This window comes from Mucilaginibacter psychrotolerans, from assembly GCF_004519315.1.
Lineage (GTDB): Bacteria > Bacteroidota > Bacteroidia > Sphingobacteriales > Sphingobacteriaceae > Mucilaginibacter > Mucilaginibacter psychrotolerans.
This window is the reverse complement of record NZ_SOZE01000016.1, coordinates 37,345-52,324: the sequence shown is the minus strand read 5'-3', so window position 1 is coordinate 52,324 and position 14,980 is coordinate 37,345. Positions and strand designations below refer to the sequence as shown.

The 14,980-nt window shown below is 44.0% G+C and carries 15 protein-coding genes; 8 read left to right on the top strand and 7 right to left on the bottom strand.

Going from position 1 to position 14,980, the window contains the following annotated elements:
- The first annotated feature begins 33 nt into the window (after positions 1-33).
- The 6 genes from E2R66_RS15920 (at position 34) to E2R66_RS15895 (ending at position 5,538) form a co-directional block, all read left to right on the top strand.
- Positions 34-270, top strand: coding sequence for a hypothetical protein (locus tag E2R66_RS15920; RefSeq protein WP_133232324.1), 237 nt, complete (start codon positions 34-36; stop codon positions 268-270).
- Between the two features lie 557 nt (positions 271-827).
- Entirely contained in the window at positions 828-1,775 is a 948-nt protein-coding gene (locus tag E2R66_RS15915) for a C1 family peptidase (protein ID WP_133232326.1), read from the top strand.
- A gap of 17 nt (positions 1,776-1,792) precedes the next feature.
- On the top strand, positions 1,793-3,511 hold the full coding sequence (locus E2R66_RS15910; RefSeq protein ID WP_133232328.1) for a S8 family peptidase: 1,719 nt from the start codon (positions 1,793-1,795) through the stop codon (positions 3,509-3,511).
- Positions 3,512-4,028: 517 nt separating this feature from the next.
- Positions 4,029-4,397: a hypothetical protein gene (locus E2R66_RS15905; protein WP_133232330.1), complete on the top strand. Its 369-nt coding sequence runs from the start codon at positions 4,029-4,031 to the stop codon at positions 4,395-4,397.
- Positions 4,379-4,960, top strand: coding sequence for a hypothetical protein (locus E2R66_RS15900; RefSeq protein ID WP_133232332.1), 582 nt, complete (start codon positions 4,379-4,381; stop codon positions 4,958-4,960). Before E2R66_RS15905 ends, E2R66_RS15900 begins: the two co-directional genes overlap by 19 nt.
- Positions 4,957-5,538, top strand: a complete 582-nt coding sequence (locus E2R66_RS15895) for a papain-like cysteine protease family protein (RefSeq protein WP_133232334.1) — start codon at positions 4,957-4,959, stop codon at positions 5,536-5,538. The genes E2R66_RS15900 and E2R66_RS15895 overlap by 4 nt, the downstream gene beginning before the upstream one ends.
- Before the next feature lie 253 nt (positions 5,539-5,791).
- Here E2R66_RS15895 and E2R66_RS15890 read toward each other — a convergent pair whose 3' ends face one another.
- Together E2R66_RS15890 and E2R66_RS15885 are read right to left on the bottom strand one after the other, a co-directional pair.
- Positions 5,792-7,189: a S1 family peptidase gene (locus E2R66_RS15890; RefSeq protein WP_133232336.1), complete on the bottom strand. Its 1,398-nt coding sequence runs from the start codon at positions 7,187-7,189 to the stop codon at positions 5,792-5,794.
- Positions 7,179-7,592, bottom strand: coding sequence for a hypothetical protein (locus E2R66_RS15885; protein WP_133232338.1), 414 nt, complete (start codon positions 7,590-7,592; stop codon positions 7,179-7,181). The genes E2R66_RS15890 and E2R66_RS15885 overlap by 11 nt, the downstream gene beginning before the upstream one ends.
- Before the next feature lie 573 nt (positions 7,593-8,165).
- Here E2R66_RS15885 and E2R66_RS15880 point away from each other — a divergent pair.
- A complete protein-coding gene (locus E2R66_RS15880) occupies positions 8,166-8,459 on the top strand; it encodes a hypothetical protein (RefSeq protein ID WP_133232340.1) in 294 nt (97 codons plus the stop codon).
- A 99-nt stretch (positions 8,460-8,558) separates the two neighbouring features.
- Here the strand turns inward: E2R66_RS15880 and E2R66_RS15875 are convergent, their stop codons facing one another.
- The 4 genes from E2R66_RS15875 to pfkA all read right to left on the bottom strand — a co-directional run bounded on the left by E2R66_RS15875 (position 8,559) and on the right by pfkA (position 12,917).
- Positions 8,559-9,557, bottom strand: coding sequence for a 2-hydroxyacid dehydrogenase (locus E2R66_RS15875; protein ID WP_133232342.1), 999 nt, complete (start codon positions 9,555-9,557; stop codon positions 8,559-8,561).
- Between the two features lie 523 nt (positions 9,558-10,080).
- Positions 10,081-11,076: a type I glyceraldehyde-3-phosphate dehydrogenase gene (gene gap, locus E2R66_RS15870; protein ID WP_133232344.1), complete on the bottom strand. Its 996-nt coding sequence runs from the start codon at positions 11,074-11,076 to the stop codon at positions 10,081-10,083.
- A gap of 6 nt (positions 11,077-11,082) precedes the next feature.
- Complete coding sequence (locus E2R66_RS15865; RefSeq protein WP_133232346.1) at positions 11,083-11,931, bottom strand: hypothetical protein; 849 nt, start codon at positions 11,929-11,931, stop codon at positions 11,083-11,085.
- Positions 11,931-12,917 carry a 6-phosphofructokinase gene (gene pfkA / locus E2R66_RS15860; RefSeq protein WP_133232348.1) on the bottom strand — a complete coding sequence of 329 codons (987 nt, stop codon included), beginning with the start codon at positions 12,915-12,917 and terminating at the stop codon, positions 11,931-11,933. The genes E2R66_RS15865 and pfkA overlap by 1 nt, the downstream gene beginning before the upstream one ends.
- A 124-nt stretch (positions 12,918-13,041) precedes the next feature.
- On the opposite strand from pfkA, the gene E2R66_RS15855 reads away from it, so the two are divergent.
- A complete protein-coding gene (locus tag E2R66_RS15855; protein WP_133232350.1) occupies positions 13,042-13,737 on the top strand; it encodes an NUDIX hydrolase in 696 nt (231 codons plus the stop codon).
- A gap of 336 nt (positions 13,738-14,073) precedes the next feature.
- Here E2R66_RS15855 and E2R66_RS15850 read toward each other — a convergent pair whose 3' ends face one another.
- Positions 14,074-14,934 (bottom strand): N-acetylglucosamine kinase, encoded by an 861-nt coding sequence (locus tag E2R66_RS15850; RefSeq protein WP_133232352.1) that lies wholly within the window; start codon positions 14,932-14,934, stop codon positions 14,074-14,076.
- Between the last annotated feature and the right edge of the window lie 46 nt (positions 14,935-14,980).

Below are 14,980 nucleotides of genomic sequence, written 5' to 3'. Positions count from 1 at the left end.
TAGTTTTTCATTTGAAATCTGCACATCTGAAATATGAAATTCGTTTCAAATAAGCGTTATGGCCTGCCCTACGGCACTCACCCGAATTCGGGAGATTTCTTGCCTGTCAGCTGTTCAACTAATTATGGCGGTGCCTGCGGCCCTGCCTACCGGCCAGGCAGGCCGGGCTATGCAGGGCTTCGCTGCGCTACGGCCACGCCGCGCCCCAAGGCCACCGCACCGTGGCAAACCCTTTCTATCCCTACCGCGAATTTAGGTTTAATAACATAATCCGTTAGTGGTTTTGTGATAACACCAACCAGAGGGTGAAATGAGACCGCCGGTCGAGCGTCCAACTTGAGCCAAAGCAAATGTAAGCTTCCCGCTTAAAACAATAATTTTGCCATGTCAGGGAACATTTGCATATCATTACCATGCAACTTACGTCAGCGGGACGCTGACTGTGTGTGGGTTCAAGCGAGACACTTGAACCGCCGAGGGTTTACTATATTATTTTAACCATTGGTTATTAACGAGAAATATCCGATCTAAAACCAATAAAAAACAAACCTATATTACCAGCCGATCGAAAAATACCGTAAAAATACCCTTTGTTTTAAAAATAAGTTTTTTTTAAATTTAAAACATATTTAATTATCTGCATCCGCATCCAAAAGGCGGAGGATGTACCTAAACTTTTCGCGCTATGATTACCAAAATGAGATTCCTTCTTTTTACAGACCAGCACTTTGCCATGCTACCATTTTTCTTTCGATTCTGCTTTTACTTCGGGAGCATATGCCCGATTTATCTTGAGCGTTTTTTAAACAAAATTTAGACAAAAGACCATGCAAAAATTCAAACAAAAATTTGGCTGGCAGCCTGACTTCCCTGATTTCAGAGACTTTACCATTGAGGTATTTACATCTGACGATAAAGAAAAAATCAAGACCCAGCAGAAAGTTGAGACGGGAAGAGACGTCGAGGCGCTGGAGTTTAGTCTTGTTAAAAAATCCGACGAAAGTGCCCCGGCAATGGTTGACCTGCGGGAATATTGTTCTACTGTTGCCAATCAGGGTAATTTGGGCTCCTGCACAGCAAATGCAGCGTCCGCACTTATCGAATATTATGAGAACCGAAATTATGGCTCTTACAATGCATGTTCCAGGCTGTTTTTATATAAGGTAACCAGGAACTATATGAAAATGACCGGCGATAATGGGGCTAACCCGCGCAACACAATGGCAGCCATGGTACTGTTCGGTGTTCCTCCAGAAGATTACTGGGAATATGATGAAACGAAGTTTGATGAGGAGCCGCCAGCATTCCTTTATTCTTTTGCTCAAAACTATAAAACACTTAAGTTTTTCAGATATGATAAAAATGGGAAACCCCGGGAAGAAGTATTAAAATCGATCAAGGAAAGCCTTTTAAATGGTATTCCGCTGATGTGTGGATTTACATTATTTTCAAGTTACCGCCAATACGAGCAAGACCCTGTTAACAAGGGTGCTATTCCCTATCCCTGCCTCTATGATTCACAGGCTGGCGGACATGCAGTAGCCATATTTGGTTACGATGACAATAAAGTGATCGCCAATAAGGCAGGTGGAAACGACTCGGTAACTACAGGAGCTTTATTGTTTAAAAATTCGTGGGGCGAAGAGTGGGGGGATAAAGGGTACGGCTGGTTACCCTATCAATATGTGATTGACCGACTTGCCGTTGACTGGTGGTCGATCATCAAAAAAGCTTGGGTAGATACAAATGCATTCACCGATATAAATGTAAAATAAACCTATTCTTAAACGCAATGGCAAAGAACAACTACACTAAAAATTACGCAGGTCTGATTGTAACCCACAAAGCGGGTTCTTCCGATCTTTTTAAGGCTACGTCATCAAAAAAAATTGAGGGCCTCGATTTTCAGGTGAGTCACACTTTTGGGGCCGATTTACCAAGCGGTTTATTTAAAGCCGGTGCAAGTCAGGGTACTGTCCTGATGGAGGCAGACCAAGCACATTTGGATACTTTTAACCCTTGGGACCTCGCGCATGCCGCTAAAAATGCTGATCCGGCTATTTCGTTTGTAGAACCAGACCTAATAATGAAAGCTCAGGCTCCGGGAGCAAAAAAAAGCAGTCCTGAAACCCTTTTTAAGGGTACCGGTTCTAATCGTTGCACCCCATCTACTGCATATGATAACTTTTGGCCAAAACCAGATAAACCAATGGTCTGGCATTTAGGCGATGATTTTTCGCAACTCGGTTCTGCGCGCGCAAGTTTTATTCCAGAGAACGACGTAGTCATAGTTCATTTGGATACTGGCTATACTGAGGGGCACAGCTTGTTACCACTTAATATTTTAAAACAGTATGAGGTGAATTTTGCTGATGACGAAGGGCAGATCAATAGTGCCGTCGATATTTGTAATGATGGATTTGGTAACCAGGTCGCCCATGGCACAGGCACGATCTGTATTTTGGCCGGCAATAAACTTATACTTAATGGTAAGGAAATCATCTTAGGCGGAGCTCCCGAAGCAAAAATTCTTCCTATCAGAATTTCTCCGACAGTTGTATTACTGAAGACCAGCGCATTAGTGCGCGCCCTGGATTATATCCTGAAACTGGCTGATTCAGATAAGGGGCTGGTGGCTGATGTTATTTCGATGAGCATGGGCGGTTTAGCTTCCAAGGAATGGGCACGCGCAGTGAACCAGATATATGATAAAGGTATTTTTATGGTAACTGCCGCCGGGAACAATATGGGAGGCAAAACGCCGACCCACCTTGTGTACCCGGCACGCTTTAACAGAGTAGTGGCTGCCTGTGGTGTAACCTACAATCAAGATCAATATTACCGGAACATACTCGGTTTTGAAATGATGGGGAATTTCGGGCCGGACCGGCTTATGCATACCGCGATGGCTGCTTACACACCCAATATTCCATGGGCCAAGGGTTGCTGCGATGTAAAGGATATTTTTGACATGGACGGCGCAGGCACGTCATCTGCAACTCCGCAAATTGCTGCTGCTGCCGCACTTTACATCAATCATTATAAAAAAGAACTGAAATATTTTACCGGCTGGCGAAAAGTTGAAGCTGTAAGATACGCGCTTTTTACCGCAGCCAATGATATTAATAACACAGGCGCAGATTCATTTAAATATTTTGGACAAGGAATTCTAAAGGCAAAAGATGCGTTGGATATCGCTCCTGATCTAACTAAACTTGCAATGTCTCCCGTCGACAAAGTAAGTTTTCCATTATTCCAGGTGTTATTCATGGCAAAAGCAGCAAGTGATGAAAGCAAAATGGAAATGTACCAATTGGAGATCTTACAATTAATGTCAAATAACTATGAGCTTCAATTAATTATGGGCAACCAGGAGTCGTTCTTAGATCTTGACACAGCCAGTAAGAAAAATTTTATCGACGCACTGATTGGCAGCCCCAACGCATCAATTGTGTTAAAGGCTTTTTTAAAAGACAATTACGCCATGTTAACAAGGGCAACCACGAATTAGATCAAACTTAATCATGTGGGTATGAAATTTATTCTATTAATTGTCGCCAGCCTGATTTTTATCCCCCCTTTGGCTCAAGCGTCCCGCTTGGGCCGAAGCAAATGTAAGCGCCCCTAACAACAACTTTGCAATGTCAGGAAACATCCGCATATTTAATACCATGCAACTTACGTCAGCGGGACGCTGACATGTGTGTGAGGGTAGTGCTATTTAAAGTATTGGGGGTCGATGGATTAACCCCTTACCACAAGCACCCCGGTTCGTTGGTGACAACACCCAACGAATTCGGAACATTGATCGCGGCTTGTTGAGTCAACGCGTTTTCCAAAAGCATTTCGATTCGTTGGTGATAACACCCCACGAATGCTAGATACGATACTCAACCCTTTTCTTCACAGTATTAAGTCCCCGGTTTGAGTGTAGCATCTTGTTGAATTGCGAATTCAAAATATTTTTGGTTTCAAATTAAAGAGTTTGTAATTTCAAAGGTAATTTATAACCACTTATCGCTATCCCTATGCCTGCAAATTTTAAGATCTTACTGGCACTTTGCTTTTCGCTCAGCTGCGGAGTTGCCTGCGCGCAAAGTGCTGCACAGCCTAAAGCCGACAATGTTGCCCTTAATGTTACAGATGTTAAAGGGCACACTAAAATCATCCATTTTAAAATACTGTTCCCAGTGGGCCCGGGCAACACGGGTGGTATTAATAAGTCTAACCTACTTACTACACTCGGCCAAAAATTGAGGGAGAAAGGTGTTGTATGCCCGCCAAAACGAAAAAAGATTGCTGATAACGTTTGGATTTGCGGAGACGGTACAAAGTATACTTCTGACAACCAAAAACTGAATGCCTTACTGGAAGAGTTATGGAACGAAAGCGAATAATAATTGAAACGGGTGAAGATATTGCGGATGGCGAAGAATACAAGGCCCTTTCAAAAAAACTTGAAGCCATTGAAAAAAAGCTGTCGGCGCCATGGGTATTGCCTGTTGTTTTAGCCTTTGTAGGGGCTCTACTCACCGGCGGTAACTACCTGCTGCAACGGAATTATAACAATGCAGATTTGTACCATAATAAAGTACAGGAAAAAGTGGCCGAATTGCGGGCGACTTTAGCTGTTAATTTTTACGGAGATAACATAGCTTCGATAGATTCGCTCGACGAGGCCATACATACCTATTGTGAGCTGGGGCCAGATTCTGCTACGGAGGAGATAATTCAAAATAAGCTCAGCCAACTTAATGCGCTTGGCAGGCATAGTTACGCTATTGATCCATCAGCCGTAGCGAGTATCCATCAGTATACTGAATTTGTCGCAAATAAGGTTTACTATCTAAAACCTATGCCCGCAGCTAAAGAGATGAAGAAACTTTATCAAAAAAGCACCGCCCTGTATAAAGACGCTTATGCTAAACTGAATATCGGGATAGAAAATTTAGAAAAATGATTCGTTTTGCCCTTACCTTATTTGTTGCCTTAGCTTGCGACATAAGTTGCATGGCGCAGGAACATATTAAACCCTACAATGTGCCAGGCAAAATGGCGGGGATAAAGCAACCAACCGAAATGGCCTGCTGGATAACCGTTTACACCATAATGACAAACTGGAAGGATGGTAAAAGTGCCACGGTTGCGCAAACAGCAGATGCATTGGGAGAACCTTGGCTCACTTATTTCAAAACCGATACCGGCCTGCCGCCCGATGACGAGCAAAAATTCATGAAGCAAGGGGGGTTAAAATCGGAGCCGCCCGCAAGCTATATGTTAATAGCATACGCCGATTGGTTAAAGCAACATGGACCTGTATGGATAGTTACCGGGGGGTTAAGGGGTCGGCATGCTCGCTTATTAACCGGGATTGACGGCGATGGCACTTACGATAAAACTGATTTTATTTTTATCGACCCCGCCACCGGAACCACGGTAAAGGAAAACGCGCGCAAATTTTTTGATAAGTATGAACGTGAAGCCAAGTTGGCCAATATTTACAACTGGGAGCTTCATCTACAGATATTTCATTTTTAAGCACGGATTCTATTTTGCCGTTGTTGGTTTGTCACCATGTACTCTCTGCACTTAATCGACGGAACACCCGTTTACACTCATTTACAAGCACAGCAGCTTGATTGGTTAACCCATTCAGCCTGTGGTCGGCGTTATCACCGCACCACTGACAGATCACTTCGAAAACAAACAATTCGTTATATTGCGTAATGCAACAAGGCATAGCATTTTTTACCCCCAGTTGCTTGCTTACTCCTTATTTGGGAACAGCCAATTACTTGTCCGTGTATACTAAAGATTCAACCATCAAGTCTTTTAGAAGCAACTCACTATCAAATAACAAGTTTAATGACCTTAGTTTCTCCAGTGTCAGCCTGCACCATTCAATATTTAAATTTAACCATTCCCCACGTGTTTCCCTTGTACGAAGAAAATCATTATTGCCAGCGAATTTTTTTAAAGCACGCTCCACCTCAAAATTCTTTTGTGAGTTAGCCGCCACTGATTGGTCGATAACCGTTATCGCCTGGCTAATCGAATCCAAGCGGAACAAAATCGGGACGGCTTCCCGCACGACATACTCCTTATATACTTTGTTGTCCTTATTTTCATTACTTATTTTGCTGAAAAGCGCACTTGTCGCATTGCTATTTTCCTTCATCAACGCTACTGCTTTCAATAGTAAAGAATCGTTGATTCTCTGTAAAAAATTGTACCGGATGGATTGTTGGATGAAATCAGCAACATCGGGAGCCCGTTTTATCGCATTGCGATAAACGGAAAATAATTGTATACGTTCGCGAAGTAAGCGCGCAAATTCCAAGTTATCTGACTGGAAGCCTAATGCGGCAGTATGAAATTGATCATATATCACCGGGGGCACATTTTCAGCTTCCTCGTTTCTAACCAATTCGTTATAGTCGCTGCCTGGCCTATAAAGTTTTAACGGCGGTAGTTCACTGCCATTTCTAAGTATTAGTTGTAAGCCTTGTTTCAACTGGCCGCTGATCTTCTGGTCATTAATCAGATAGGATACCGGAACAACCACAAGTATAGATCCACCCTGATTAAACGAACCAGACAAGAACCCTATAACTTTTCCATTAAGGATGAGTGGACCTCCGCTCATGCCGTTATAAACTGTCGCTGTAGCTGGTAGCAGATTTAAGCTGACATCTGCTGACAGAATTTTATAGTTTTTTGAAGGAACGAGTTCATCTTTGTTAAAATCAACTTCTACTTTATACCGCTCGATTCCCATAGGATTACCTATCAACACTCCTTTTAACGAAGATAATTGTTTAGGTAGTACTGATAAAACGATCAACGGATTTATAGGCAAACGATTAGTCGGCACCTCAAAATTCAGCAGTGCAATATCTTTTTCTTCGTTGTAAGCCGCTACTGTTATATTAGAAAGCTGGCCTCTTACACAATGAGCATCTATAATCCGGCTACTTACTATCAAATGGTAAGCAGTACTGATATAAATATTATTATTTATCTTAACAAAAAAACCTGTCCCTATGAAAGAATTACTTTTTCCCGTCGCTCTATTAATTTTAGTTGTGTATATCCTGACAATGGCCGAATTATAATCCTGGGCCTTGACTATACAGCAGTTAAGTAAAGTGACGAGAAGTAGGCTGGTCAAAATCCGGTTAATTTTCATTTTCCTTATATTTAATAATTAACTTCATTGCCGAGTCGCCGGTTATTTCGCCGTTTCGCCACTTACTTTCGATAATATCCGTTTCGTGATTTCTTAAGTATGTTAGGGTATCAATAGGTGAATGCCGGATAGGCGACTGCGTAAACGAACGATTTACTTTAATGGATATTCCTAAAGTAAATCCCACCAGACAGAAAATAGACAACCCAGATAAAATAAGGCCAACTTTCTTTTGAATATCAGCACCTTGCTTAATGCTGTCAAAAAGCGTTTTTCCGCCGATAAGTGCAAAAAGGGATACCAGTATAGTATTGGTGACTGGAGCTGAAGTAATTCCGGCTATGGAGCCAATCAATAAGCCGAAAGCAGAAAAGCCGAAAAAAAGGCTGGCATTGGGTTTCATTGTAAAAAGTTTAGTGTCTTTTATCTACCGGGAATAGAGTTAAAACTAATTCGCAGCTCTTTGTAAATATAGTAAATATGTCCAAATGTCGTTAGAAAAAACCCTATGGAACGAGCTACGAAATTTTAGTTCTAAACGTCTTCCAACAAGTACTATAGATCGTCGATTGTTCTTTTTCACTGATTGAAAGGGGAAGCCGCCCGCGCGGGGATTGAGTGGCAGGCTGGGCGGCCTACCTACCGGCAGGCAGGCCGAAGCGCAGCGTAGCCCGACAAAGCCCGGCCCCGCTTCTACCAGCGGGGACTGCCCTAAATATTTCTTTGCCCCTTATTGATGTGTAACCGGCAATCTTCGCCGTTGCTGTTGTGTACAGTCGGTTGGTTGGTCACAAGACCAACAAAGGGCGACAACGTAAAGAGATGCCGTGGAAATACGAATTATCCGGTTATCCAAAACCGATAGCAATATATAACAAGTGGAGCAGGGCTATTAATCTGATCAAAAAAATAAGCCTTGAAATATATAATTGTTGCGGAATGAAACTTAATGTCCTCCCAACGCTTGTGTAGTTCTATGGCAACTATCAAAAATATTCAACCTCTAAGCGCAGAAAAGCTGTTTGCTCTACTGAAAACAGAATTTGCAGATTATATCAATGGAAAATTGGGTTCTAACCTGGCCATCGATTACGCACACGTATACGACGAGATCAATGTGCTATTTCCGGAAGTGATCGAAGGTCCGGCACTGAACATTACCGTGACGGATTTGGAACTGACCGTGACTTTATTAGCGACAGAAACGGATTATAATACAGCGTTACTGGAAGAAAATCTGGTGGCTTTTCTGACAGAGCGAGCCGGATAGTTCCGCTCGCCTTTTCCGGACAAACCCCGGCCTGGCGCTGATATGCAGCGCTGGCCCATGGAAGGCTAAACCAGCAAAATACTCCCCTTCCGCCAACCCCTACACCAACATCACTGCCGCATCGGGCTCTATGCCGTCGCTTAGCTGTTGTACGCTGTGGAGCGTAATTTCTGCTATTTGCGAGAGGGCCTCTTGTGTAAAGAAGGCCTGGTGCCCGGTAACCAGTACGTTTGGAAAGCTCATGAGCCGCTGGATGGTGTCATCTTCTATAATACTGCCCGAAAGGTCTTTAAAGAATAGCTTTTCTTCCTGCTCATACACATCTATCCCTAAATAAGCGATGTGGCCGGTTTTTAAAGCCTCTATCACGTCGCCGGTATGGATGAGCCCGCCGCGGCTGGTATTGATGATGCTGATGCCGGGCTTCATGATGGCCAGTGTTTCCTTGCCAATCAGGTATTTATTGTCGGGCGTTAAAGGGCAATGCAGCGACAGGATATCTGCCTGCCGCAATACGTTTTCAAACGAGGTGTAGCCAACGCCGAGCAATTTTAGTTCTTCATCCTCAAAAAGGTCGTACGCTACTACCTTGCAGCCAAAGCCCAAAGCAATGCGGCAAAAAGCTTTGCCTATTTTCCCGGTACCAATTACGCCCACCGTTTTGCCATGCAGGTTAAAGCCCAATAAGCCATTCAGCGAGAAATTTTGCTCGCGAACCCTGTTATAGGCCTTATGCGTTTTTCGGTTAAGCGTAAGCAGCATCGCCATAGCATGTTCGGCAACGGCCTCGGGCGAGTACGCAGGCACACGGCATACGCGGATGCCATATTGCTTTGCCGCATCCAGGTCTACATTATTAAAGCCGGCACAACGCAGCGCTATCACCTTTACGCCTTTTGCGGCAAGGGCAGCGATTACTTCGGCCGTGAGTTTATCATTAACAAAGGCGCAAACCGCAAAGGTACCATCGTCGACAGCGTTTACAATATGCGGCCCCAGGTGGGTCTCCAAAAAATCAAGCTCGAAGCCATAGGCTTCGTTATGGCTGGCAAAAAATGTTTTATCGTAGGGCTTGGCAGAAAAGAACTGGATCTTCATGGTTGAGGTATATACGCAAAGGTAAGGATATTCTGTGCTGTTGTTGTGTGTTGTCGCCTATACTCAATAAGGATAGCCGAAACTGCACAAAAAAATAAAGTCCCCTTAGACTCGCTCTTTGGGGACTTAAACCTAAACCTTATCACAATAGGCGAATGCCCAATAGATGTAACAAATATATTACATCGAAAAGGTCTTGTCAAGTATATCGTGTCCCCCAGACGCAATAAGCTCATTTACAATCCAAAAAAATAAAGAAAACAAACATATATGGATACTATGAGTGGCTGTTGTCCACGTAGGGTCTCTCGATAGAGGACCCTGCGGCACGGATGCAGTCCCCAAGAAGAATCAACTCAGAACCAACAATCCCAGATGTCAGCAATATACTTACACACTCGTGCTGCTAAAACTGCAGGATACTCCGTCGAGAGCCCCTGCGGGAACGTCAAAATAGAGATTTATAAAACGCAAAAAGCCTCCGTTGGGAGGCTTTTGCTTTATCTTAAGAAATGACTAAACCTTACAGTTTGCCAATTTCTTGTACAAGGTCGATCAGTTTGTTTGAGTAACCCCACTCGTTATCGTACCATGATACTACTTTAACAAAGTTGTCATTCAAAGCGATACCTGCTTTTGCATCGAATATCGATGTGCGTGCATCACCTTTGAAATCTTCAGATACTACTTCGTCTTCAGTGTAACCCAGGATGCCTTTCAATTCGCCTTCAGAGGCTTCTTTCATGGCAGCTTTGATGCCTTCGTATGAAGTTGGGGTTTTTAAACGCACAACTAAGTCAACAACAGAAACGTCGGCAACCGGAACACGGAAGCTCATGCCTGTTAATTTACCTTTCAGTTGTGGCAATACCAAACCTACTGCTTTAGCAGCACCTGTTGATGAAGGGATGATGTTTTGGTAAGCGCCACGGCCGCCTCTCCAGTCTTTAGCCGATGGGCCGTCAACTGTTTTTTGAGTAGCGGTTACTGCGTGTACGGTAGTCATTAAGCCTTCTTCTATACCGAATTTATCATCCAATACTTTAGCGATAGGTGCTAAACAGTTGGTGGTACATGATGCGTTAGAAACGATAGTTTGTTCAGCTTTTAACAGCTTATGGTTTACACCCATTACAAATGTAGGGGTATCATCCTTTGCAGGGGCGCTCATTACTACTTTCTTAGCACCGGCATCGATATGTTTTTGTGCAGTCTCCAGGGTTAAGAATAAACCTGTAGATTCGATAATAACTTCTGCACCTACTTCATCCCATTTAAGGTTTGCAGGGTCTTTTTCGGCAGTAACGCGGATAGTTTTACCGTTTACTACCAAATGGCCGCCTTCAACAGCAATGGTGCCTTTGAACTGACCGTGAGTTGAATCGTATTTCAACATGTAAGCCATATAATCAGGCTCAACCAAGTCGTTAATACCAACAATTTCAACACCTTCGCGTTCAATTGCAGCCCTGAAAGCTAAACGGCCAATACGGCCAAAGCCGTTAATTCCTATTTTCATGATTTTTTAATTTTTGTTTGAATAATACGTCAATAAATTGTTTATCGGTTCTTTTACTATGCTGGCTATCTTCATGCCGCTGGCTTCTGCCGCCTCGGCCAGATATTCCTGAAAGTTGGATGCTACCGTTCCCGCAAAATGTACAGGCGCACCCGGATGTTCTTTTTGCAAAGGTAACAAATAGGTGTCAATCAGCTTAGTAAAACCTGTTTTAATGATATTGCGAAGATAAACATCGTTTTTGTTCTCCGAAAAGAAATCGCTGAACGAACTGAGGTACAGCGCGGGCTGCTGCTGGCGGTACACTTTCTCCAGCAATGTTTTGCGATCTGCATCGTAAGTGTGAATGAATTTCTTGCGCAAATGTGCCGGAAGTGTCTCATTCATAAAGCTTTTGATCAACTGCCTGCCCAGCCAGTTGCCGCTACCTTCGTCGGCCAGGATGTAACCCAGGCCATAGTTGTTGGGCTTCACCTTTTTGCCGTCGTACCAGGCTGCATTGCTACCGCTGGCGCAGATGCTTACAATACCGGGGCTATTTCTGCAGCAAGCTATGGCAGCGGCGGCAATATCATGCTCTACCACTACTTTCGCATTTTTAAAAAAAGCCTCGAGTGCATTTTTCACCACCAGCTTCCGCTCGTCTGAAGATGCACCCGCACCAAAAAAGTAGATACGTTTTATCCCCTCGGCGTGGTGTATGAGGTTAATATTGCGGTTAAGCAGGCCCCTGATGTAGGCTTCGTCGTTAAAATAGGGGTTAATGGCATTGGTGTTGAAAGAGGCAATAGTCCTCTCCTTATCGGCTAAGCGCCAACCCGCATTGTTAGACCCACTATAAACGACAGCTAACATCAGATAGATAAGATTTCAGACATTTGCATCAAATCATCTTCCAGTTTATACGTGTGCTGTGTAAGCGCTTCCTCTAAAGTGGTTAACTTAATATGATTGGCCTCCAACCCTACCATCATTTGCGACTTACCGGCCAGTAAAGCGTTTACGGCTGCGAAGCCTAAGCGGCTGCCCAGCACCCTATCAAATGCAGAAGGACTTCCGCCGCGTTGCAAGTGGCCCAATATGGTAACTTTAATATCGTAGAATTTAACCTGCGCACGCACACGTTCGGCTAAATCATACACGCCGCCGGTTTTATCGCCTTCGGCAACGATTACGATACTGGATGATTTTTTGTTGAACTGACCCGCCTTCAGGCTTTCTATCAAATCATCAATAGCAGTAGCACGTTCCGGCAACAAAATAGCCTCCGCACCACAGGAAATACCTGCGCGCAGGGCAATAGCGCCCGAATCGCGACCCATTACTTCTATAAAGAACAGGCGGTCGTGCGCATCGGCAGTATCGCGTATCTTATCAATGGCTTCTATAACCGTATTGGTAGCAGTATCAAAACCAAGCGTATAGGTAGAGCCGTATAAATCGTTATCAATAGTGCCGGGCACGCCCATTACGGCAATATCCGGGAAACGTTTAGAGAAACGCAGTGCGCCGGTAAAGGTGCCATCGCCCCCTATCACTACCAGGCCATCTATCCCCTGCGCCTTTATATTATTATAAGCCAATTCCATACCTTCATCGGTACGGAAAGGCAGGCAGCGTGCAGTTTTTAATATGGTACCACCCAGGTTAAGGATATTGCTCACCGATCGGGTTTGCATATCGTACATATTATTATCTATAAGGCCCTGGTAACCCTGCCTTACGCCAACAACTTCAAGCTTATTATATATGGCAGTACGCACTACGGCACGTATACAGGGATTCATGCCCGGTGCATCGCCGCCTGAGGTGAGGACTGCTATTTTTGAGATTTTACCCATTTTTACCCAAGTAAATTTGTGCCACGAATATAAGGTGTCGAAATTACACCATTAAATTTAATTTATTATTTTTGTAATGAATTTTAAGGTATATATTTAACCAATTAACCTAATACAACCACTTTTGGAAGTAAAGTTACCAACATTTGATTCGGTATTTTCCATCGACTGTGTAATTTTTGGCTTTGAAGCCGGTGAATTAAAGATATTGCTCATTGAACGAAATGAGGAACCCTTTAAGGATTGGCTGGCTTTGCCGGGATACATTGTATCACAGGATGAAAGTATTGATGATGCCGCTGAGCGTATATTATATGAGCTCACCGGTCTCCGCGATCTGCATATGCAGCAATTCCACACGTTTGGCGAGGTAAAGCGCCACCCGCAGGGGCGCGTTATAACCGTTGCTTATTACGCGCTTATACGTATAAACGGGCAAAAAGAACTTAAGCCGGTTACGCAATACGCAAAATCGGCGTTTTGGCACCCGGTAAACGATTTGCCTAAGCTAGCCTTTGATCATAGCGACATCTTCAATACCGGTTTCAACAAGATACGCCGCAGGCTGAACTATCAGCCCATTGCATTCGAGCTGCTGCCTGAGAAATTTACGCTTACGCAGCTACAGTCGCTCTACGAAGCTGTGCTGAATAAAAAGCTGGATAAGCGTAATTTCCGCAAAAAAATGCTGAGCTATGGCTTTTTAAAGGAACTGGATGAGAAGCAGAAAGGCGTATCGTACCGCGCAGCCAAACTCTACAAGTTCGACAGGCGAAAATACGCCAAGATTTTTCAGAATGAGTTGAACCTGGTGCAGTAACCAGTTTGCGGTAACCAGTTTGCAGTTGCCGGTGGGCAGTTAGCATTTTAGCAATCATTAGAGACGATAGCTCGCGACACCAACCGTCGGTTAAAACCGACGGCAATGAAGATGGATGAACCATGCACCTTCGTTGCAACTCCATTTATGGGATGGAAACGGTCCAGCGTCGCTTGGCATTCCGTTTATACTCGCCAATGGTTGCCGCGAGGCCCCACCGCTCAACCCGCGTCGCTCCTCGTAGCGACGATGTGGTTATAAAAAAGGGGTTCGAAAGCAATGCTTTCGAACCCCTTTTTGGTTCTTATCTAACCTCTAATCTCCGGTCTCTAACCTCTACAATTGGCTTGGCGCCAACTCCAGGTGGAATTTCACCAAGTTATCTATAGGCGAGCGGATGATGTTGCCAACGGTCATGCCGTTTTCGGTACAAACTTCTTCGAGCACGTTGCGGAAGTTATAGCCTACCGAGCCGATGCAATTGAAGGTATATTTTTGATAATCGGGATAATGGGTAACAAGGTTCTTGAAAAAATCTTCAAACGAAGTACGTACAAGATTGCGCGAATATTCGATGTTGACGTTGTTATCGTAAACGAATTTGCTGAAGCTTGCGCAGAAACGGTTTGCGCGCGGCTGCGTGTAAACTATTTCGTTGATATCATCTGGCGTGTATTTAAACTCTTCCCAAAATGCTTTGCGTACTGCTTCGGGCATGTAGCCGCGCAGGTAGTCCGTTAAAAGCTTTTTGCCGATGTAGCAACCGCTGCCTTCATCGCCCAGGATGTATGCGCCCGAGTCGATATTTTGTACTACATCCTTGCCATCGTAAAGGCAAGTGTTGGTGCCGGTACCTAAAATAGCGGCGAAGCCCTCGTTGTTACCCAACAATGCGCGTGCTGCAGCCAACAAATCGTGACCGATGTTTACTTTTGATTTAGTGAAAACTGCCGACATCGCTTCTTCCACAACCTTACGCATCTCGGGAGTAGAACAACCCGCGCCGTAGTAGTTCACTTCGGTAATGTTGTCTTTCTCCAGGTCGTTTGGTAAACTTTCCTTTAAGGATTGTATGATGTAATCTTTCGGAGCAAAATACGGGTTGTAACCTTCGGTATTAAAATACACTTTTTTACCTTCTTCAGTAACCAGGCACCAGTTTGTTTTGGTCGAGCCACCGTCAGCAATTATGATCATATAGTTAAGAGTTTTAAAAAAATTGTGTTAAAAGTATGATTAACTT